The 21,492-nt window shown below is 70.5% G+C and carries 15 protein-coding genes; 8 read left to right on the forward strand and 7 right to left on the reverse strand.

All coding sequences use genetic code 11. The annotated features are described in order from the left end of the window. Positions 1-23 precede the first annotated feature (23 nt). The 6 genes from AB0J33_RS22415 to AB0J33_RS22440 are packed head-to-tail and all read left to right on the forward strand — an operon-like array spanning position 24 to position 6,435. Complete coding sequence (locus AB0J33_RS22415) at positions 24-1,103, forward strand: lysine-2,3-aminomutase-like protein (RefSeq protein WP_363615958.1); 1,080 nt, start codon at positions 24-26, stop codon at positions 1,101-1,103. Continuing rightward, a complete protein-coding gene (locus AB0J33_RS22420; protein ID WP_363615959.1) occupies positions 1,100-2,185 on the forward strand; it encodes a hypothetical protein in 1,086 nt (361 codons plus the stop codon). The genes AB0J33_RS22415 and AB0J33_RS22420 overlap by 4 nt, the downstream gene beginning before the upstream one ends. Then, positions 2,182-2,910 (forward strand): class I SAM-dependent methyltransferase, encoded by a 729-nt coding sequence (locus AB0J33_RS22425; RefSeq protein WP_363615960.1) that lies wholly within the window; start codon positions 2,182-2,184, stop codon positions 2,908-2,910. Before AB0J33_RS22420 ends, AB0J33_RS22425 begins: the two co-directional genes overlap by 4 nt. Then, positions 2,910-4,154, forward strand: coding sequence for a hypothetical protein (locus AB0J33_RS22430; RefSeq protein ID WP_363615961.1), 1,245 nt, complete (start codon positions 2,910-2,912; stop codon positions 4,152-4,154). Before AB0J33_RS22425 ends, AB0J33_RS22430 begins: the two co-directional genes overlap by 1 nt. After that, entirely contained in the window at positions 4,154-4,699 is a 546-nt protein-coding gene (locus AB0J33_RS22435; RefSeq protein WP_363615962.1) for a hypothetical protein, read from the forward strand. The genes AB0J33_RS22430 and AB0J33_RS22435 overlap by 1 nt, the downstream gene beginning before the upstream one ends. Continuing rightward, positions 4,696-6,435 (forward strand): hypothetical protein, encoded by a 1,740-nt coding sequence (locus AB0J33_RS22440; RefSeq protein ID WP_363615963.1) that lies wholly within the window; start codon positions 4,696-4,698, stop codon positions 6,433-6,435. Before AB0J33_RS22435 ends, AB0J33_RS22440 begins: the two co-directional genes overlap by 4 nt. Before the next feature lie 49 nt (positions 6,436-6,484). On the opposite strand, the gene AB0J33_RS22445 is transcribed toward AB0J33_RS22440, so the two are convergent. Further along, positions 6,485-7,270 (reverse strand): alpha/beta fold hydrolase, encoded by a 786-nt coding sequence (locus AB0J33_RS22445; RefSeq protein ID WP_363615964.1) that lies wholly within the window; start codon positions 7,268-7,270, stop codon positions 6,485-6,487. A 33-nt stretch (positions 7,271-7,303) separates the two neighbouring features. On the opposite strand from AB0J33_RS22445, the gene AB0J33_RS22450 reads away from it, so the two are divergent. Both AB0J33_RS22450 and AB0J33_RS22455 read left to right on the forward strand, forming a co-directional pair. Then, entirely contained in the window at positions 7,304-10,984 is a 3,681-nt protein-coding gene (locus tag AB0J33_RS22450) for a CHAT domain-containing protein (RefSeq protein ID WP_363615965.1), read from the forward strand. Positions 10,985-11,136: 152 nt separating this feature from the next. After that, positions 11,137-14,097 carry an immunoglobulin-like domain-containing protein gene (locus tag AB0J33_RS22455; protein WP_363615966.1) on the forward strand — a complete coding sequence of 987 codons (2,961 nt, stop codon included), beginning with the start codon at positions 11,137-11,139 and terminating at the stop codon, positions 14,095-14,097. Between the two features lie 93 nt (positions 14,098-14,190). Here AB0J33_RS22455 and AB0J33_RS22460 read toward each other — a convergent pair whose 3' ends face one another. The 6 genes from AB0J33_RS22460 to AB0J33_RS22485 form a co-directional block, all read right to left on the reverse strand. Next, on the reverse strand, positions 14,191-15,867 hold the full coding sequence (locus AB0J33_RS22460) for a family 43 glycosylhydrolase (RefSeq protein ID WP_363615967.1): 1,677 nt from the start codon (positions 15,865-15,867) through the stop codon (positions 14,191-14,193). Between the two features lie 451 nt (positions 15,868-16,318). Continuing rightward, entirely contained in the window at positions 16,319-16,885 is a 567-nt protein-coding gene (locus tag AB0J33_RS22465) for a flavin reductase family protein (RefSeq protein WP_363615968.1), read from the reverse strand. A 65-nt stretch (positions 16,886-16,950) separates the two neighbouring features. Beyond that, positions 16,951-18,000 carry an NAD-dependent epimerase/dehydratase family protein gene (locus AB0J33_RS22470; RefSeq protein WP_363615969.1) on the reverse strand — a complete coding sequence of 350 codons (1,050 nt, stop codon included), beginning with the start codon at positions 17,998-18,000 and terminating at the stop codon, positions 16,951-16,953. Continuing rightward, complete coding sequence (locus tag AB0J33_RS22475; protein WP_363615970.1) at positions 17,997-19,172, reverse strand: hypothetical protein; 1,176 nt, start codon at positions 19,170-19,172, stop codon at positions 17,997-17,999. Before AB0J33_RS22475 ends, AB0J33_RS22470 begins: the two co-directional genes overlap by 4 nt. Continuing rightward, positions 19,165-19,887 carry an HAD-IA family hydrolase gene (locus tag AB0J33_RS22480; RefSeq protein WP_363615971.1) on the reverse strand — a complete coding sequence of 241 codons (723 nt, stop codon included), beginning with the start codon at positions 19,885-19,887 and terminating at the stop codon, positions 19,165-19,167. Before AB0J33_RS22480 ends, AB0J33_RS22475 begins: the two co-directional genes overlap by 8 nt. Then, complete coding sequence (locus AB0J33_RS22485) at positions 19,884-21,473, reverse strand: AMP-binding protein (RefSeq protein WP_363615972.1); 1,590 nt, start codon at positions 21,471-21,473, stop codon at positions 19,884-19,886. The genes AB0J33_RS22480 and AB0J33_RS22485 overlap by 4 nt, the downstream gene beginning before the upstream one ends. Positions 21,474-21,492: the final 19 nt, after the last annotated feature.

Genomic DNA, 21,492 nt, shown 5'->3' on the forward strand with positions numbered 1-21,492 from the left:
GCCCTGCTGTTTGCATGGCCCCCATGGCAACAGCCGACAAGGACGCCTCTGCCCGCCCCATCCGCACCGCCGCCGGCCTGGTCGCCGCCGGCCTGGTCGACATCGACGACCTGGCTGAGATCGACGAGGTCGCGCGGCGGTACGCGATCAGGATCACCCCGACGGTCCAGCAACGGATCGACGCACCGGACGACCCGGTCGGTCGCCAATTCGTACCCCGGGCCGATGAGCTGACCGTGTCAGTCGACGAACGTGCCGACCCGATCGGTGACGCCCGTTTCACCCCGGTTCCCGGCATCACCCACCGCTACCGGGACCGGGTTCTGCTCAAGCCGTTGCAGATCTGCCCGGTCTACTGCAGGTTCTGCTTCCGGCGGGAGGCGGTCGGGCCGGACCAGGGGGTGCTCGGTGAGGGGGAACTCACCGTCGCACTCGATTACGTGCGCTCCCACCCGCAGATCTGGGAGGTGATCCTCACCGGCGGCGATCCCCTGCTGCTCTCCCCGGCCCGGCTGCATCGCATCGTCGCCGAGCTGGACGCCATCGAACACGTCGGGGTGGTGCGGATCCACACCCGGGTGCCGGTGGTTGCCCCGGCCCGGGTCACCGACGAGCTGACCGCCGCGCTGACCGCGGACACTCCGGTGTGGTTGGTACTGCACTGCAACCACCGCCAGGAGCTGGGCCCGGAGGCTGCCGCGGCGCTGGGCCGCCTTGTCGACGCGGGCTTCCCGCTGTTGGCCCAGACTGTGCTACTCAAGGGCGTCAACGACAGCGCCACCAGCTTGGAGGAGCTGTTCCGCGCTCTGGTCCGGCTCCGGGTCAAGCCGTATTACCTGCACCAGGCCGACCTGGCACCGGGGACCGCTCATTTCCGTACCACCATCGAGACCGGGCTGGAACTGGTCCGGCAGCTACGCGGACCGGTATCCGGGCTGTGCCAGCCGACGTACGTGCTGGACATCCCCGACGGATACGGCAAGGTGCCGATCGGCGGCGGGTACCTCCACCGCGACGGCACGGACTACCTGGTCACCGATCCCCATGGGGTGACCCACCGGTACGCCCCGGCGACCTCCTCCACTCCCGAGCCGCGGTCATGACGGTCGGCGCGATCACCATCGACGGAGCCGGCTCCGACGTCTCGACTCTGCACTGGCGGATATCCGCGTTGACGTCGCGCACCGCCCGCCGGGTACTGCGCCACGTGTGCGCTGACCCGCGCAGCGGCAAGATGTTCGTCGGCGGGCGACCGGCGACGCCGGACGAGTTCTGGCCTGCCGACGGATCCCGACCGGCGGCGCCGTACTTCGCCTGGGGTCGACAGGTGCAGGCGGTCGACCGCAACGTGTTCGAGTCCCTGGTCGAGGCGCTGGCGCCTGAGTTCAGCCGGCGTGGGCTGCCCGGTGGGCCGGTCGAGGTGGAGGTTTTCACCGGCGACTACCGGCACACCCCCGGCGGGATCCACCGCGAGTCCTGCTCGAACCTGCACCTGGTGCTGAACGGCACCAAAGCCATGCACTTCTGGTCCGGCGACTGGCCACCGGCCGGAACATCGCGCCGCGACGAGGTCGCCGCCGGCACCGACACCCCGGAGCAGTACCTGCCCGATCTGGATCCGGCCGACGCGGTGGCCCGGGCACGCTCGCTCACCCAGTCCGCCGGCGGCGGCTTCAGCTGGCCGGCCGGCACCTGGCACGTGGCAGAGACCACCGGTGAGGCAACCGCGGTCAACGTCGCCGCGTACCACCGGAATCTGTCCGGTGAGGACAACCTGTTGCCCTGGGATGGACCGCTGCACGGCCCGGTGCCGACCGATTGGTTCCACCAGTACTGGACGCACACCGGCGGGCAGGGGACGGCGGCGCAGACCCTGGCCCGTCTGTCCGCACTCGGCATGCGACCAGCACCGGTGGCACGTCGGCGCCGTCCGGTCCACCGGGTACAGACACGGCTGTCCGTTCCGGTGCTCTGGACCGGCACCGGCACCGGCACCGGCGACGCGGTGCTGCTGGGCGCGCTCGGTGCCGCCATCCGTCTGCCGGCGCACACCCCGTTGGACTGGCTGGCTGAACGACCCGCACCGGAGACCCGGCTGGTCGTACCGCCGGGCGCCGAGGAGACCGCGGCCTGGCTGTGCGGGCAGGGCGTCCTCGAACCCGTCGATACCAGGGAGGAACAGTGACCGATCCAACCGGGTGGCAGGTGACGGACACCGAACTGTTCCTGCGCTACGGGGATGCGTTCGTGCCCCGCCGGGCCGAGCAGTTCGCCACCATCTGCGCGCTGCTCGATCCGCTGCCATACCCACGGGTGCTGGAACTCGGTTGCGGTGCCGGGCTGCTCACCGCCGTCCTGCTGAACCGGATGCCGACGGTGACGGTCACCGCGGTCGACGCCTCGGCCGAGATGGTCGCGCTGGCCCGCGCCCGACTCGGCACCTTCGGTGACCGGGTCACGGTCGACGTCGCCGACCTCACCGACCAGGACTGGCGCAGCGGCACCTGGGGCGCGGTGGTCACGTCCCTGGCCGTACACCACCTCGACGACGCCAAGAAACAGGACCTCTTCAGGGCCGTGTACGACCTTCTCGTGCCGGGGGGATTGTTCGTGCAGGCGGACATGTTCCTGCCGGCCACCGCGGCCACGGTCGCCGTCGCCGCGGGGCAGTGGGATGCCCTGGTCGAGGCGCAGTCGCAGGCCGAGTACGGCGACGCCCGGGCCTACGACGCGTTCCATTCGGCCCGGTGGAACACGTTCCACCACCCCGACCCGGTCGACCAGATCGTTCCGCTCGCCGACCAGCTGCGGTGGCTGACCGAGGCCGGATTCGCCGGCGTCGACGTGGCGTGGGCGCTGGTCGGGCACGCGGTGCTGACTGCCACCCGACCCGGGCCGGCGGTGCCCTGATGACGATCCGGCCGCCCCGCACCTTCCTCGCCAACCTGATCAACGACGTCATGATCGAGTCGGCGCCACCGGCGTACGCCCGGAAGATGGCCGCGGTGACCCCGCGCAAGCTGTGGCAGGCCAGGCCCGGCGACTGCGTGGTCACCCTGGCCCCGTGCGCGCCTGACTTCCGCGAGTACGTGGAGCGGATCACCGGCGTAGCGGTCGGATCGGTCGATCTGGTGGCCCCGGACCGGCTCGCTCTCGGGCATGCCTGCGACGTGATCCGTGACCTCGGCGCCCAGGGCCGCGTGGCGTCCCGCACCACTCTGGTCCCGTTCGTCGCCGATCGGCGGGCGGTGGCGTTCGCCCGCCGCACCAACATGCGATTGCACCCGTACCACGTGTTGCCCGGCCCACGCACCCTGGCCGCGATCGACCTGATCAACACGAAGGCCGGGTTCCGCGCGGTCGCGGAGGAGCTCGGACTGCCGGTCGCGGCCGGCGGACACGCCAGCACCGAACCGGAGCTGGTCGCCCGACTCGAACCGTTCGTCCACCGGCACGGACGGGCGATCGTGAAGGTGAACCGTTCCTCCAACGGATACGGGACCTTCGTGGTCGACGCCCAGCGGCTCGAGCCGGTCGCCACCCAGGTCCGCGCCGCCGTGGCCGACCAGCCCGCCCGCGCGTGCGGCTGGGTGTACGAGCAGTTCCTGCCGTTCACGGCGGCACCAAGCGTCGAGCTGACAGTTGACGTCACCGGGCCGCACGAGTTCTATCTCTGCGACCAACGCACCCGGGACAACGCCTGGACCGGGATGGAGACGCCACCGGCCCGGACGGTTCCGGCCCCGGTACGCGCCGCCGCAGCTCAAATCGGCGACTGGCTCGCCGCGCGCGGCTACCGGGGCTACTTCGACGTGGACGCCGGCCTGGTCGGGGACACCTTCGTGGTGACCGAGGCGAACGTACGCCGCACCGGGGGCACCTACCTGGAGGAACTCGCCCGCCGGCTGATGCCCGACGGTCCGACCCGGTGGCGCGCCGACGCCCGGCGCGGCACCACCCGGCTGGACTTCGCCCGGGCCGTGCGCGCCCTGGACCACGCCGGTCTCGCCGACCCGAAGGCACCGGCGCGGGCCCTGCTGCTGGTCGACACCCTGGAGCTGGACGGGCTGTGGCGTTACCTGGTGATCGGCCGCAGCGCCGACGCGGTAGCCGCGACCGAACACGAACTGACTCACCTCCTGGAGTTGACCTGATGTTGCACTCCGCGCTGCATCCCGGGTTCAGCCGAATCCACGGCTCCGGCGTCATCGCGCTACGCGACGTACCGTGCGGCACCGCCGTGTGGTGGCCCTGTCCCCGCTGTCGACGCATCCCGCTGGCGCAGCAGCCCACCACCCCGGCCCCGGTGCTGAACTGGGTGGCCGAATACGGCTATCGTCGGGCCGACGGCGACCTCATCACCCCGTGTCAGGGCGCCTTCCTGCTGAACCACTCCTGCGATGCGGCGGTCCTGGACACCGGCCTGTCGGTCGCGGTGACGGTCCGCGACCTCCGCCGTGGCACCGAGGTCACCTGCGACTACCGGAGCTTCCGGTACGAGGACGCGTGGCAGTTCACCTGCCGCTGCGGAACAGCCGACTGTGTCGGGACCGTCACCGCGACCACCGGAGACCCTCCGGCCCAACTGCTCGCGCAGTGGTCGGCCCGACTGGACGCCGCACTGGAACTGGCCCACCTGGTGCCACAGGAAACCACCGTGCTCAGCGGCGACATCCACGGCCCGCGGGAGCCGGCATGACCACCGACACCACCGGGTCCGGCATGGCCGACCTCCTCGCCGACCTGCACACCCGGATCAGCTTCGACCAGCCGGCGTACGTGGAGCTGACCCGGTTGCTCACCCTCGACGGACGCGTCCAGTTCCGCCACGCCGTCGCCGCGCTGACCGAGTTCGAGCGTGCGGTGCTGCACCGCACCCTGGGCGACGAGACGCTACGACTGCGGCGACCGGACAGCAGCCCGAGCGCCCCCACCGATCTGCTGATCGGCCAGTCGGCGCAGGGCCGGCTCACGCTGCGGCACCCGGATACGAGTGGGCCGGCGGCGCTCGCCGTCCTGCCCCTGCCCGACGCCGTCGCCGAGGAGATCACCGAGGAGGTCCTCGGCTGGCAGCTAGCCGAATGCGCCGAACAGGCCAGGCTGGACGCGCTGCTGGGCCGATGGCAGGCGGCGGGAGTGCTGCCGGAACGGGTTCGCCAGGTCGCCGACTGGGTGGACCGGGTGGAAACCGTGCTGATCTACATCGGCGACCAGGTCTTCTCCCGTTCCGACGCCAAAACCAACACGCTGCTACGGGACGGGCTCCTCGACCGGTTGGCGAACACGCCGCTGGACGCCTGGAACAGCGCCGAACGCCTCTTCGTCGCCGCTGCGCACCTGCTGTTCACCGCCGGCCGTTCGATCCGGTTCGAGGAGTTCAACGGTCGCCAGCTCAGCGCCACCGGGCTGCGTGACTGGCTGCTCGACCGTTGGCGGCGGTACGCGCACGCGACCGGTACCCCCCTCCCCGACGACTTGGTGGCCCGGCCCGCGCCGACCCTCGCCGAGGAGGTCGCCGCCCTCGCCCGAGAGGTCGATCGCTCCGACTGGATCCGGTTCCGCCGGATCCGGGCGACCGCTTTCAGCAAGCACGAGGCGCTGGCCGAGCTGCACCGGCCCGACCGAACCCAACAGTTCCTGCCGGAGCAGGTACGCCGTTTCGCACACCGGGCCCTCGGTGTGGCCCTCGACGCCGGGTTACCCGGCGAGAAGGGTGTGGCCCGGACGACCGAGGCGATCCTGCGGCAACCGGGCGACGCCGGGGCCGGGTTGGCCCACCTGCTGGCCGTCATCGTGCACTCGGCGGTGGTCGAGTTGGACGCCGACTACGCCATGTCCAGTGCGGTCCGTGACCCGAACCGGCTGGCCCCGGCCCCGCAGGACCCCCTCCGCGAGGTGCTCCGGCTGCGCAAACCGGACTTCTTCTGTTGCGTCCTGCCCCACCCCCGGCTCGCGGAGCACGACCTGGGTCGGATGCTGTGGTTGGTGGCGCAACGCATGCAGTACAACCGTTGGCACTTCGCCCCCGGCAACTTCGATCGCACCGATGTCCCCCGACAGCGGCACTACTTCTTCCCCCCGACCCTGCCCGACCTGGCCGAGTTCAGCGACCTGTGGCACGGCGGGCACGTAGCCGCCCGGGTGCGCTACGCGATCCGCGCTCCGGGCGCCCCGCTCTGGCGCGAGCCGCTCTCGGTGGGCGGCAACGAGTTCCGCGGCTGTTTCGACATCCGGGCGGTACGCATGCACGGGCGCCCGTTCGACCGCGCCGACCTGGCGACCGCCATCCGGTACAGCGGCCTGGTCGACGCGCTGTGGCGAACCGTGGTGCGCTGCGCGGCGGACGGAGTGGTGGCGCCGGTGGTGACCACCTTCGACCGCGCCTGGTACGAGCGGCGCGGTTGGGCTGAGGTGTCGGGTCCCCGGTGGACCTGACCGCCGTGCGGGTGACGCGCGGTATGAGGGGCCCGGTCTGATCGTGGTGCTATCCCGTGCTGCTCAGCGTCTCCAGATGCCGTCGGACGATCCCGGCGCAGGCATCGGCTGCTTCCAGGTTGACCAGGTGCCCCGCCCTCGGCACGGTGACCGCCCGAGCCCTCGGCAGGCGGCGGACGAGCAGCCGGGCGATGCGGTGGAAGTCCGGCAGGTCGCGTTCGCCGACCACCACCGTGGTCGGAGTGCGGATGTCGGCCAGCCGGTTCACCGTGTCGGCGTCGGTCGGCTCACGCACGTCCTCGTGCTGCCAGTGCCATCCGGAGTAGGCGGCAACCATCTGACGGATCAGGGCCCAGACCACCGGGTCGGTCCGGGCGGTGGCGAAGATCGGGTGGCGTAGCCAGTCGGCCCGTGCTCCGTCCAGTCCGCCAGGGCCGAGCCGGACGTCCCAACCGATCCGGAACCGGTAGCCGCCGACGTCGGTACCGAGCAGCACGAGCGAGGCGACCTCTGTGGGCCATCGGGCCGCGTAGGCCAGTGCGACGCGTCCGCCCATGGATGATCCGACCAGGTGTGGTTGGACCACACCCAGACGGTCGAGCAGGACGCGCAGGTCGTCGGCGTGGTTGTACGGACCGACCGGGCACGACGAACGGCCGAAGCCCCGGCAGTCGTAGCGCACCACGCGGTGAGTAGCAGCCAGGTCGGCGACCTGCGGTGTCCACATCCGTCGGTCGAGTCCGAACCCGTGTATGAACACCACCGGGGCTCCGGCACCGGCACACCCGTACGCAATCGTGCCGCCGCCGTGCCGCACCGTGCCGCTGAAGGCCATCTATCCATGGTAGGACCGGGTAGGGTGCGCCAGGTGCTCCCGTTCTCCGCACTCACCGAGTACGGCCGCGGCCTGCTGACCCGGTACGAGCGGCACGGTGACCCGGACGACCTGCTGCGGGCCGAGAAAGTCATGCGGCTGGTGGTGCAGACATGCCCACCCGACGCCGCCGAACTGGGCGGCTACCGATCCAACCTTGCGGTCGTGCTACGACTGCGTTACCAGACCGGCGGCGGGGCAGCGCTGATCGATGAGGCGATCACCGAGTTGGAGAAGGGCTACGCGGCTCTGCCGGCGACCGACCCGGATCGGGGTGCGCTCCTGGTCAACCAGGCAATGCTGGTCCGGCTGCGCTACGAGAACAATGGGGAGCGCGCCGACCTGCACACCGCAGTCCGGCTCGCCCGCGAAGGGGTGACCGCCACCGCCGCCGGTCATCCGCAGTGGCCGGCCATCGCCGGCACCCTGGTCGGCCTGCTCCGCCTGCTGGCCGAGCACACCGCCACGACAGGGCCGGTGGACGAGGGCATCGACCTTGCCCGGAGGGTGCTCGACCGGGCTCCTCGGCAGCGGCCCACCCTGGCCGCCGCGGCGGCTCTGCACCGGCTGCGATTCGATCACAGCCAGGACCGGGCCGACCTCGACCGGTGCGTGGTGCTCGCCCGAGCCGCAATCGACGGGATGCAGCAGACCATGCCCGGCTACGGGCGGCTGGCCGCCGCACTGGGTGCCGCGCTGTTCGCCCGCTACGAACGTTACGGCGACCCGGCGGACATCGACGCGGCGATCGAGGCGACGTCGGGCGCGATCGACGCCACTCCCGCCGGTGACGTCACCCGGGCCGAGTTCGCCGCAAACCTCGCCGGGGCCCTGCGGGCCCGATTCGACACCACCGGTGACCGGGCCGACCTCGACGCCGCCCTGCTCGCCGGCACACAAGCCGTGACCGCCGCCCCGGCGACCGGACCGGTAAGGGTGGCGGCACTGGTCAACATGGCCTCTACCCACCAGGCCCGGTACGAGCACGACGGGCAGTTGTCCGACCTCACCGCCGCGATCGACCTACGCCAGCAGGCGCTGGCCGCCCGGCCGCACGACCGGCAACTTCCGGCCCTGCACTCCAGCCTCGCCACCGCCTGGCGGGCCCGCTACGAACGCAGCGGCGACCTCGCCGACCTTGACGCCGCCACCAGGGCCGGGCAGGCCGCGGTCGACACGGTCGGGCCACACGCTGCGGCACGTGGCCGCTACCTGGCCAATCTCAGCGCGGCGCACCGTACTCGATTCGAACGGACCGGCGATCGGACCGACCTCGACCACGCAGAGCGCACCGCTCGACAGTCGGTCGCGGTCACCGGCGACGACGACCCGGCCCGGCCCCGCCGGCTCTCCACCCTGGGCCTGGCCCTGCTACGCCGCTACGGTCAGGACGGCGACCGCGGCGCGATCGACGAGGCAATCACGGTCGGCCGGGACGCCGTCGCCGGCACCCCGGCCGAACACCGGCTCCGCCCCCGGCTGCTCGGCAACCTCGCCAACGCCCTACGGGCCCGCTACGAGCGCAGCGGCGACCTGAGCGACCTCAACGAGGCGATCGCCGCCGCCCGGCAGGCGGTGGACACCAGCCCCACCGGCGACGCGCTACGCCCACGACGGCTGGCGAACCTCGGCGCCGCGTTGCTGCGGCGGTTCGAGAGCAGCGCCGACCTCAACGACATCGACCAGGCGGTGGAGGCCGGTGCCGCCGCCGTAACCGCCACGCCGGATGACCATCGGGACCGACCGATGTACCTGTCCAACCTGGCCCTGTCCCGGTTCCGGCGCTACGAGCGGCGGGGCGACCCGGCCGACCTGGCCGCCGCGATCACCGACGGCCAGGCAGCGGTCGCGGCGACGCCGGACGACCACCCGCACCGAGGTGGTTATCTGTCGAACCTGGTCAGTCCGCTGCTCGCCGCGGCAGCCCGAGCAGGCGACGACGACCCCCTGCTGGACCTGGCGGTGGAGATCGCCGCAACGGCCGTCGCTCACCCCGCGGCGACGGCCCACGACCTCGGCGGATTCCAGTTCAATCTCGGCATCGCCCTGCAGACACGCCATCGTGGCCGGGGCACCGAGACAGACCGGCTCAGCGCGTTGGCCGCCTTCGCCTCCTGCGCCGCCGCTACCGGTGCCGCCCCGCTTGTCCGCGCCACCGCTGCTATCAACGAGGCCCGTCTGTACGCCGACGCCGAGCAGTGGGCCGACGCCGACCGGGCCTACGCCACCGCACTCGATCTGCTACCGCTGATCAGCGATTGGCGCACCGGCTGGGACAGCCGCCTGCGCCAGCTCGCCCGTCTCGGCGAGCTCGGCAGCGATGCGGCCGCGGTGGCGCTGCGGCAGGGCGACCAAGTCCGCGCCCTGGTTGTGCTGGAACAGGCCCGCGGGGTGCTGCTCGGGCAGGCGCTGGACATCCGAGGTGACCTCGGCATGCTGCGCGCGGACCGACCCGACCTCGCCGAGCGGCTGGACCGACTGCGCGCCGTACTGAACGCCGACACCGGCGCCAGCAGCGAGACCGACGCGGATCTGGGGTTCATGACGGATCCGACGGCCGGCCGACGGGCGGCGGTGGCCCAGTTCGAGGAACTCCTTCGCACCATCCGAGCGATCCCCGAGCACGCACGCTTCCTCACCGCCCCGGATGCGGACGACCTGCTGAGGGCCGCCATCGACGCGCCGATCGCGGTGGTGAACAGCTCGCCGTACGGCAGCGCCGCGCTGCTGGTACGGCCACACGGAGTCGCCGTGATACCACTACCCGCGCTGCGTCACGGCGACGTCACCGCCCGGGTCAACGAGTTCCTGACCGCCACCGCTGCTCCCGACTGGACCACCAGCGCGCTGCTGCACCGCCTCCTCGATTGGCTGTGGCGGACCATCGCCGCTCCGGTGTTGGACGCACTCACCGCCGAGCCGGCAGCTGCCGCCGGCCCGCTCCCCCGGCTGTACTGGCTGGTTACCGGGCAGCTAGGGCTGTTGCCATTGCACGCCGCCGGGAACGCGGAGCAGAGCCTGCTGGACTCGATGGTTTCCTCGTACACTCCGACGATTCGGGTGCTCACGCACACCGCGCCGGCCCCGACCGGGTCGGTTGGGCCCGCACTCGTGGTAGGGGTGACCGACAACGGCAGTGGCCGGCCGCTGGTCCGGGCCGCAGCCGAGGCGGAGCTCGTCAGCCGCGCCTTGGACGTGACCACTCCGCCGCTACTCAACGACGACGCCACCTGGGCCGCGGTGACAGACAGGCTGGACACGGCCGGCAGTGCACACTTCGCCTGTCATGCGGTCACCGACCCGGACGACCCGTTGAGCAGCGCACTGCTGTTGCAGGACCAGCCACTGCCGGTACGCATGGTGCTGGCAGGAGCCTCGACCCGCCGAGAGTTGGCCTTCCTGTCCGCCTGCTCCACGGCCTTGCCCGGCGAACACCTGGCCGACGAGGCACTGCACATCTGCTCGGCGTTCCAACTCGCCGGCTTCCGGCACGTGGTCGGCACGCTGTGGCTGATCGGCGATCGGATTGCGTACGAGATCGCCGAGTGGTTCTACCAGGGACTACACACCGGCATGTCCCCCGCGTACGCGCTGCACGCGGTGATGATCCGACTCCGCGCCAACTATCCGGACAACCCCCTGTTGTGGGCCGGGCACGTGCACATCGGCCGGTGAGACGCGGGCGGCGCGGACCGGCTCAGGCCGCACTGTGCCTGATCCTGTGGTCTCGGGCCGCAACGCACCGCGTTGACCTGGCCGCAACCCGTAGTTAGCGTTAACACTTCCCTCCACTTTAGATGGAGCCCCACCCGGTCAAGGAGGATCAATTGAGACTGCGACAGCGAAGGCCACGTCTCGGGCGGAGTCGGAAGGGTAGAGGTGTCGCGGTCCTGGCGCTGGGTGCGCTTCTTTCGGTCTCGTTCGCGGCGACGCCCTCGCAGGCTGCCGAGGAGCAGCTCAGCGAGGGTCTGGTGCACCACTTCGCCCTCGACGAGACCAGTGGGACCACGTTGGTCAACTCGGGTAGCGCGGGCTCGGCGGCGAACGCCACGCTCGTGAATCCCGAGAAGGCGACCTTGACCGGCGAGGGAGTCAGGTTCAACCCCGACTCCTACGAGAGCGCCCTCGACGGCGCGTACGTGGCGCTGCCGAAGGACATCACCGCCGGAATGTCCAACCTCACCGTCGACTACGACGTGTGGATCGACCCGGCAAACGTCGGCGAGCACCAGATGTGGGGGTTTGGCCGCAAGTCCGGCTCGTGCGACGTCGACACCGGCGCCGAGGGTTCCATCTTCGCGTCGAACACCCAGCGGTTCCGCGTCGCGGTCGGGCCGGCGAACCTGCAACAGAACCGGGTCCGCATGCTGGAGGGAGCGTGGACGCATGTCACCTACACCCAGTCACTGAATTCGAACGGAACAAGCTGGACCGGCAGGCTCTACCTCGACGGCGTGCTGCACGCGACGTCGACGGACCTGACCACGGCGCCGTCGGTGAACGCCGCGGGGACCAACTGCAACTTCCTCGGTCGCTCGCAGACGTCCGGCCACTACTCGTTCCGCGGATCGATCCGGGACTTCCGGGTGTACGACCGGGCCGTGAGTCTGGACGAGACCCTCGTCCTGGCGGGCAGGACCGTCTCCGCTGGCGTCCGCGCCGACGCCGCCGCCATCGACCTCGGCCTGACCAGTGCGGTCGTACGCGACATCGTCCTGCCCAAGGTGGGCTCCGTGGCGGGCTCGGCCATCACCTGGACGAGTTCGGACCCGTCGGTCGTCGAGGTCTACACCCCGCCGGCCCTCGCCAGCGCGCGAAAGGTTGCGGTGACCGGCAGGATCACCCGGCCCGCGCAGGGGCAGCCCGACGCGACAGCCACGCTCACGGCGACTGTCCGCAAGGGCGCCCAGGAGGTCACCACCCGGGAGATCCCCGTCGTGGTGAAGGCCGAGTTCGACGATGCGCGGGCGGTCGATCGTGACACCTTCGACCTGGCCCTGAACACCACCGACGAGGTACGCGGAAACCTCGACCTCGCGGCCAAGGGTGAGTTCGGCTCCACGATCACCTGGAAGTCGACCACCGGCCTCGTCACCCCGACGGGTGCGGTCACCCGCCCGGCCTTCGGCCATGCGGATGTTGCCGCCACTTTGACGGCGACCATCACCAAGGGAACGGCCTCGCAGCAGAAGTCGTTCCCGGTGACCATCGCCGCCATGCCGCGTTCCGAGGAGTACGAGCGGTACTTCATGGGGTACTTCAAGGGCGAGGGAATTGCCGACGGCGAGCAGATCATGTTCGCGACATCCAACGGGAACACCGCTCTGGACTGGACCGGTCTGACCGGGGGTCGGCCGTCACTCATCTCCCAGTTGGGCGACCAGGGGCTTCGTGACCCGCACATCGTCCGCTCACCCGACGGCGACACGTTCTACATGATCGCCACCGACCTGAACTGGTACGACCAGGGTGGATACGCCATCAACGACACCCAGTACATCGAGGTGTTCGAGTCGCACGATCTGGTGCACTGGACCCCTCAGCGGCACGTGAAGGTCGCGCCCGACAACGCGGGCAACGCCTTCGCACCGGAGTCGTTGTGGGTCGAGGAGATCGGCGCGTACGTCGTGTTCTGGGCCCAGTCGTTGTGGAGCAACCCGGTGAACCGCACCGGTCAGGGGAACGCGCAGATGTGGTACGCCACGACGCGAGACTTCCGGACGTTCTCCGCTCCGCAGGTCTGGCAGGATCCGGCCCCGCTGTCGCGGATCGACACGACCGCGATCCGGGTCGGTGACCATTACTACCGGGTGACCAAAAACGAGGCCGGCAACCAGGGCTCGGACATCTTCTCGGAGAAGCACACCGACTTCCTTGACAGCGACATCGACAACTGGACGTTGGTCGCGCCGGCTCTGGGGCGCACGACGTGGGTCGCCAACCAGGGGTACGAGGGACCGGTCATCTTCAAGGCCAACCCCGGTGACACCTCCTGCCCCGGCCAGTTCTACCTCTGGGGTGACCGGTACACGAACGGTGGCGGGTACCAGGCCGCGTGCCACGAGAACGTCGAGGCTCCGACCTGGAACGCCAAGGCGATCACGATGACCAACGCGGGGGTCGTCCGTCCGCGTCACGGCACCGTGATCCCGTTGACCGTCCGCGAGTGGAACGACATCCGCGGGAACCCGAACAGCGACGTCACGACCACCACCGAGGTGGCTGTCGAGCCGTACGCGAGCGGCGCCCAGAGGACCACGGCCACCGCCCGGGTCAGGGCGGCTGACGGATTCGAGACCGGCGGTCAGGTGCGGTTCAGCATCGGCTCGTGGTCGACGCTCGCCCAGCTGACCGACGGCGTGGCCACGGTCACGCTGCCGACGGGTCTGCCGGCGGGCGCCCGGGCGGTCAAGGCCGAGTACCTCGGCTTCGACTACCTGAAGGCGTCGGAGGGTACGGCCTCGTTCGAGGTGCCGTCCGGCCCGGCCGCCGTCAAGGTCCACGCGAAGGCCGCGCCGGCGTCGGTGGTCCGCGGGGGCACGTTCAAGCTGAACGTGACGGTGGGGCCGGCGGCCGGGCCGAAGCATCACGCTCCGACCCCGACCGGTGAGGTCACCGTCACCTTCGGCGGCACTGCGCGGGTCGTACCACTGGCGGACGGTAGGGCCGTCGTCGACCTGCCGACCGCCGAGTTGCGGCCCGGGAGCTACCGGGTCCACGTCGCCTACTCCGGCAACCCGACCTACCGGCCCCACGCCGCCACCTACCAGACGTTGAGGGTGCGGTAGCCAGCCCAGGGACGGCGGGCGAAAAGGCGCCACAGGGAGCGGGCGAGATCACGTGATCTCGCCCGCTCCCCTACTGCCCGCCCAGCAACCGGACTATCGAGTGATCATGCCCTTCTCGACCGCCAGGTTGTAGTTCTCCCCGAACACGTTGAGTTCGTGGATTCCGACCTTGACGGTCTCGGTCGTACCCAGGACCTTCAGCCTGACGGCGTTCGTCAGCACCCGGTCGAAGGTGACGTACTCAGCCGTGTACGCGGTGGTGTTCGTGCTCCTGTCGACCAGGGGCCGCCACGTGTTGGTGGGGATGTCCTTGTACTCCAGCGTGTACTGCACCGCGTTGTCCTTGGTGAACGTGCGCCCCAGCTCCTTCCACTGGATCTGCGCGGCGGAGATGTGGAACACGGTCCCGAAACCCCTGATGTACGTGGGCGCGGTATCGCTGTCAGCCGGCTCCCACCAGGTGGAGAGGGAGCGGTCACCTCCGTAGTACGGGTTGCGCCCGGGGGCATAGCTGCTCGCCCAGTACGCCTGGCTGTTGGTGGCCACATTGTAGAGTCCGACGTCGTCCCTGCCCGAGACCTTCTTCCCGGGGGCCAGTTGCGGTGTGTTTGACAACTCGCAATCGATTGCTCCCCGTTTCGGGCCGGCGGGAACCACGTTGCAGATGTCCATCCCCAGTCGCCGCTCGAAGAACTCCTCGTACGCGATGACGTAGGTGTAGAAGAACACCAGGTTGCCGGACTTGTCGAGCACGAAACTGCCGTGCCCGGCGTTCGGATACACCGCGCTCGGGTGGTTGTTTCCGTATCCGATCGGGTTCTGCTGAGTGACCTTGAAGCCGGACAGTGGTTTGTCCGACGTCATCACGCCGGTCGCGTACGTGGTGAACTCCGTGCCACCGGACGCGACCGAGAGGTAGTAGGTGTCCCCCACCTTGAACAGCTGCGAACCCTCCACGTACCCGTGGGTGTAGGTCGCCTTGTTGTCACCGATGTGCTGCCATTCCTGGCGCGGGTCGAAAGTCCAGAGCACGACCGGGTCGCTGATGAGCTGCCGAGGATTGTTCGGGTCGAGTTCGGCGCCCATGATCGGCGAGCCGATGTTGTACGTCAGGTACAGCCGACCATCCGTGTCCAGGAAGAACTGCACGTCGCCAACGCTCAGGGTCTGGCCGGTCGGGCGCAGGAAACTCCCCATGCTGGTCCACGGCCCGGTGGGAGAGTCCGCTTGATAGACCGGCGTGTTGTTGCCGGCCATGTAGAACTTGTCGCCGAGTTGCACGACGGTTGGCGCGACCAGGCCCAGGTTCATCTGGTGGGGCGTCCACGTGAGGTAGTCGGTGGTGGACCAGACAGTGCGATTGTTGTTCGGTGCGTTCTGCATGGCACCTGATGCGTAGAGATAGATGGTCCCGTCGACGTTCAGCGCGGACCAGTCCGCCCCGGTCCGTGCGGAGTTCTCCGAAATCCTGCTGAAACCGACGGTGGACCGGCCCGCGAGCGTCCGCCCGGACGCCGCCGTCCACGTCTCCAGGTTCAAGCTGGCCGGGATCTGCGAAGTGTTCGCGACATTCTCGTCCGTGGGCGGCATCGTCCCTACGATGTTGCGCACGGCCATCCCGGGCAGATTGATCGGGTTCACATAGGTCTGGGCCATGTCCACACCGGCCAGTGGCACCTTGGCGGACGGGGTTTGGGGGCCGACGCCGGGTGCCTGCGGCGGCACGGGCTTCTCCGCGGCGGCCGGCACGATCGGTGTCAGTTGCCCCACCCCCACTCCTACCGCGAGAGCAAGGCCAATCGCCGCTAAACCTCGACGTCGCTTGCCGGCAGCCCACTCCACAACCATCAGGTCCTACCTTCCGTCTAGGCGTATTAGCGCTAACAACGGGCAGAAGCGTCCGACTTCCGGATAACCGGCCGAGCGTGGCTGATTGTGGATGTGAGGCATCCGGCGAAGGTGTACTTGAGCGGAAGAAGCCTGCCCGCCCGACCAGTTGAGCTTCCAGCGCACACGTCCATCGGCTCGGTCTCGTCCAAGCCAGATCCGCGACCAGCGACTGTTAGCGCTAACAATGTTGCGCTGATGTTAACGGTGCTATCTGAAGCGTGTCAAGAGCGTCAATGTCATGCGACCAGGGCGAGCTGTCAGAATGCCGGTTAACAACACGAACGGGCTCCCGCGCTGCGGGACGCGGCGCTGCGTGCACCGCGTTGAGACGTCACCGGGACGGGGGCTGCCGGGTGCTGTTCGCGAGCTGGAAGGCGCCGTCGAAGAAGAGCAGCGCGACGTCGGCGTCTCCCCGTACGGAGGACACCACCTCGCCGACGAAGATGGAGTGGTCGCCGCTGACGTACGCGTCGACCACGTCGCATTCCAACCAGGCAAGCGCGCCGTCGAGCAGCGGGGCGCGGGTGGCCGGGCCGGGACGGCAGTCGACGGCGTCGAACTGCGCGGGCCCCAGCGGCCGGCTCTTGTCCGCGAAGTAGCGGGCGGTTTCCTCCTGCCCGCCGGACAGGATGGAGACGCCGAACCGGCCCTCCGTGGTGAGCGCCCGGTGCATCACAGCCGTGTGCGCGACGCAGCAGAGAACCCGCGGCGGGTCGAGCGACACGGCGCTGAACGCGTTCGCCGTCATGCCGTGCACCCGGGAACCCCCCACGGTCAGCACGATGACACCGGTGGCGAAGCGGGCCATGACCTCGCGCAGCGGCGCCGGCACGCCGGTCTGCGGAGTCGCGGCGGCGCGTGCGGGCGGAGGGGATCCGGGGAAAGCTCGGGGGGACAACAGGTCACCTTCCTGTCACCGTAGCGATCCGCTCGCGCGGAAAGCGGACCGCTACGGTCGCCGGATCAGTTGTTGGTGGCCGGACTCCTGACGGAGGGCTGGGCAGGGATTGCCCCGCCCGCGTCGAGCAGTCGCCGCTCCACCTCCGCGGACCACAGCGGATCCAGGTCCCCGACGGCCGCGCGGCCCTCGGCGGTGCACATCCAGGCCCAGGTGTCGGCAACGGTGTCCCGCAGCGGGCGTTGCACCAGCCCGTACCGTGCCGCCTTGGCCGCCGCGCCGCGATGCACCGCGGCGTGTTCCGGACCAGGCGGGAACCAGCCGGGCAGGTCGGTCCACGGCTGCACCTCGGCGTCGACGAAGGCCGCCGGCGCTCGCCAGTGCAACGTGCTCCCGCCCCCGGTGATCTCCGCGCCCAGCCCGAGCAGTTCGGCCGTCGTCGTCCCACCGGGTGGACCGACGGCGTCGAACACCCCGCCGAGCCCGTCCGCCGCGGCCCGTAGCGTCCATGCCGCGAGGTCCCGGGCGTCGACGTACTGCCAGTCCAGGTCGGGCGGGCCGGGCACCGGGACCGGACCGCCGGCGGCCAGCCGGGCCAGCCAACGGGGCAGCCGACCGGTGTTCTCCCGTGGCCCGACCAGCAGGCCGGCACGCAGGATCAGAGCGCGTGCACCGAAGTGCTCCTCCACGGCGCGTTCGGCGAGCAGTTTGCTCTCCGCGTAGCCGAGGTCGTCCGGATCGTCGCCGTCCGGCAGGTCGACCACCGGCGCGTCCTCCTCCGCGCCGTCCGGGGGCGGCCAGGCGTACACCGACCGGCTGGACACGTAGGCGTACCGGTCGGCCCGGTCGCGTAGACCCGCGGCGGAGCGGCGTACCGCGGACGGCTCACCGGACCAGGTGTCCACCACCAGGTCCCAGCGCTCACGGGCCAGGAGGTTCTCGACCTCGGTCCAGGAACCCGGATCGGTGCGGTCGCCGCGGATCGCCGTCACACCGACCGGCGGCTCGTGCTCGCCACGGTGCACGACCACGACACGTACGCCCTGGCGGACCGCCTCCTCGGCCACCGCGCGGCCGAGGAACTGCGTCCCGCCGAGCACCAGCAACGTGGTCAAACGGTCACCGCCAGTCGTGGTCGGGTCTGGTAACCCGGGTCGGTCAGCACCCGCTCGCGGTAGGCGGCGAACCGTTCCCCGATCTCCCGGGCACAGTCCTCCGCCTCGTCCAGCCGCATCTGGGTGCAGTGGTAGCCGAGTTCCTCGGCGAGCACGCCGGCCGGCTCCGGCTCGAACCGGACCGTGCCGTCCGCGGTGATCTCGGTGATGCCGTCGCAGCGCTGCCCGCTGCGGTTCGCCGCGTCGGCCTGCGCCTCGGTGACGCCGTCGGGCAGCACCACCTTGATGCCGGACGGCGACAGCGACACCGGATAGCCGCCAATCCGGCCCAGTGGCCCCGGCGCGTGCACTACCGCCTCCAGGTTGTCCAGCAGCGGCGCGAGCACGCTGAGCGCGGACGCCGCGGTCATCACCTGCCCGTCCCGGCCGCCGGTCCGCCGGTAGCGGCCGGGCAGCGCGCCCAGCAGCTCGGCCAGGTCCAGCCGGTCGGTGACGTCCGCGCCGTCGAGCAGCAACCGCAGGATCATGTCGGCGGCGCCGCTGTCGCCGGTGCGGGACAGCCGGTGCGAGACGTAGTGGTGGGCGATGAACCGCACGTCGATTCGGTGGACGTCGACTCCCAGCAGGTCCGCGGCGGAACTCTGGATGCCCGGCACGTTGTTCGCGACGTTGCCGATGCCGACGTGCGGCGACAGACCGGCGGCGGCCAGAGCGGGGTGGACCGCGTCGGGAAACGCCGCGTTGACCACCACGGCGTCGCTGCCGGCGGCCCGGACGGCACGCATCGCGTACATCACCGGGATCAGGTGCATCGGTAGCCAGGGACCGAAGTTTGCCCGGTAGAGCCGCTGGAAGGCGGGCTGCGGCAGGGTCGAGATGACCCACCACGACTGGAGGCTGGCCGTGAGGAAGATGACGTCCGGCTGGAACTCGCTGATCGTCTCGGCGGTCCGGTCGACGTCGAACAGGTCGCTCACCGCCTCCGACACCACGTTGCGGTGTCCGGTCTGCAGGGAGCTCAGGGCGGCCAGGTTCGCCGCCCGCAGCGTCGCCTCGGCGTTGCGTCCGACCAGCCGCAGCTCGCGCCCGGAACCTCCGGAGGCCAGGCCCTGCAGGACGCGGCTGCCGAGGTCTCCGGCACCGATCACCATTGCTTTGCGGGAATCAACCATCGCGTACGTCTCCAAACCGGGTTCGTGCCAGAGGGTTGGGGTGGTGCGAGATCAGCGCCGGCAGGTCGGCCATCTTCGCGAAGGAGGTCAGACCGGCCACGGCTGTGCCGGACGGCAGGTGGGCGACGATCGCGGCATGGTGCGCCGGGGTGCCGTCCGGGGCGTAGCGCAGCACCGGCATACCGGCTGCGATCGCGGCGGCCACCCCGACCGGGCTGTCCTCGATCACCACGCAGGAGGCAGGCGGTACGCCGCACTCCCGGGCCGCCCAGAGGAACAGGTCCGGGGCGGGTTTCCAGCTGTCGATGTCGTACGCCGAGAAGATCCGCCCACCGAACGCCGAGGCGATGCCGGCCGCCTCGACCCGCTTACGGATCAGATCGCCCGGACTGTTGGAGGCCACGCACATCAGCCGGTCCACTGTGGAGATTACCTGGTTCACGCCGTCGATCGGCTCGAGATGGTCGCCGATCAGTTGCTCGCAGCGGGCCCGGACCAGCTCCACAGCGCCCAGCGGCGGCGGGGCGCCGGCCAGCCCGGAGATCGCGTCGATGCAGTCGGCCATCCGTTTGCCGGCGAACAACGCGGCGGCCTCGTCGGCCGACAGCGTCACGCCCATCAACCCGGCCAGGTAGTTGAGCGCTCCGGTCTCGGCGAACTGGGTGTCGACGAGGACCCCGTCCAGGTCGAAGATCACCAGCTCCGGGGCCGTCACCGCTGCGCTCCCAGCGCCGCCGCGTCCGGCGTCGCCTGCCCGCCGAAACGGGCGGTCAGCGCCCGCCGGTCGATCTTGCCGTTGTCGTTCAGCGGCATCGCCGGCAGGTGCTCCAGTCGGGTCGGCACCATGTGGATGGGCAGTTCCCGGCGCAGCCACCGGTCGAGTTCGGCGGCCGGCACACCGGTGCCGGTGTGCACGCCGACCAGGCGGGTGTCGTCGTCGACGCGGATCGCGATCACCGCGGCGTCGGTGACGCCCGGGTGGCGGTGAATCGCGGCCTCCACCTCACCGAGTTCGATCCGGTGTCCCATCACCTTGACCTGGTGATCGAGGCGGCCCCGGTGGACCAGGTTCACGCCCTCGCGGGTGACCCGGTCGCCGGTGCGGTACCAGTGCTCGGAGGACGGCGCCCGTCCGGTCGGGAGCGCTACGGCGGGGCCGGCGCCGTCGTACGACACGAACCGGCCGTCGTTCTCCCGCGGGTCGAGATAGCCGTCGAACCTCTGCCACCCCCGCAGGCACAGTTCGCCGTCGTCGACCGGGTTGCCGTCCGGGTCGATGACCAGGGACTCCATGCCCGGGTACAGGACACCGATCGGCAGGGTGTCGTTGTTGGCCGCCGTCCAGTGCGCCGGATCACCGGTCAGCCGGAACTCGGTGCAGTTCACGACGGCTTCGGTGGGGCCGTACAGGTTGTAGATGTCGGTGTTGGGCGCCACCGAACGCCACAGCCGGGCGTGCTTGAGCGTCACCGGCTCGGCGCCGAAAAGGCTGTGCCGCAACGTCGTCGCGACGCCCAGCGGCAGGTTGCCGAGGTGCTGCGCCACCCGGACCGCCGACGGCACGGAGAACCAGTGCGTCAACCGGTTGCGCACGATGAAGTCGACCGGCTGTAACAGTTCCTCCCGGGTGGGCACGACGAGGGTGGCGCCCCCCGCCCACGCCATGAACGTCGCGCCGACCGACGCGTCGAAGGTCAGCCCGAACGTCTGCGACAACCGACAGTCCGGCCCGACCTCGAACCGGGCCGAGCTGTGCGCGATGTACGACGAGATGTGCCGGTGCTTGTACGGCACCCCCTTCGGCATTCCGGCGGTGCCGGACGTGAACAGCAGGTACGCCTCCGCTTCCACGTCCTCGCCCACCGGCGGCAACCCGTCCACCGCGGCATCCGCCTGCGGGTCCGAGTCGCCGACCACAAGCGTCGGCGGCCGGAACCGCCGCGGCAGGTCCTGGAACGGGTCGCGGACGCCACGGTCCACCAGAACGACCTCGGCGCCCGCCCGCTGCGCGATGTCGATGTTGCGGGAAGCGGGGTGATCCGGGTTCAACGGCACCACCGTGGCACCGAGCCGTTGGACGGCGAGGATGCCCGCGTACGCGGACGGCGCGGTGCGCGGCGCGACCAGCGCGACCCGCGCCGGCGGACGGTCCCGACCGGCCATGATGGCGGCCGCGACGGCCAGCGCCCGCCGCTCCAACCGGGCGTAGCTGAGCCTGATCCCGCCCACCTCGAGCGCGGTGGCCTCGGGGAGACGGCGGGTCGACTCCTCGAACCAGTGGTACAGCGTCCGTTTCAGCATGGGGTCTCCAAGTTTCGTG

This window comes from Micromonospora sp. NPDC049645 (assembly GCF_040675155.1).
Taxonomy (GTDB): domain Bacteria; phylum Actinomycetota; class Actinomycetes; order Mycobacteriales; family Micromonosporaceae; genus Micromonospora.

Bases quoted from the DNA above. Each gene is read 5' to 3' on its own strand.
- AB0J33_RS22420 (WP_363615959.1), top strand. From the start codon at position 1,100: ATGACGGTCGGCGCGATCACCATCGACGGAGCCGGCTCCGACGTCTCG.
- AB0J33_RS22440 (WP_363615963.1), top strand. From the start codon at position 4,696: ATGACCACCGACACCACCGGGTCCGGCATGGCCGACCTCCTCGCCGAC.
- AB0J33_RS22430 (WP_363615961.1), top strand. From the start codon at position 2,910: ATGACGATCCGGCCGCCCCGCACCTTCCTCGCCAACCTGATCAACGAC.
- AB0J33_RS22415 (WP_363615958.1), top strand. From the start codon at position 24: ATGGCAACAGCCGACAAGGACGCCTCTGCCCGCCCCATCCGCACCGCC.
- AB0J33_RS22445 (WP_363615964.1), bottom strand. From the start codon at position 7,270: ATGGCCTTCAGCGGCACGGTGCGGCACGGCGGCGGCACGATTGCGTAC.
- AB0J33_RS22485 (WP_363615972.1), bottom strand. From the start codon at position 21,473: ATGCTGAAACGGACGCTGTACCACTGGTTCGAGGAGTCGACCCGCCGT.
- AB0J33_RS22435 (WP_363615962.1), top strand. From the start codon at position 4,154: ATGTTGCACTCCGCGCTGCATCCCGGGTTCAGCCGAATCCACGGCTCC.
- AB0J33_RS22475 (WP_363615970.1), bottom strand. From the start codon at position 19,172: ATGGTTGATTCCCGCAAAGCAATGGTGATCGGTGCCGGAGACCTCGGC.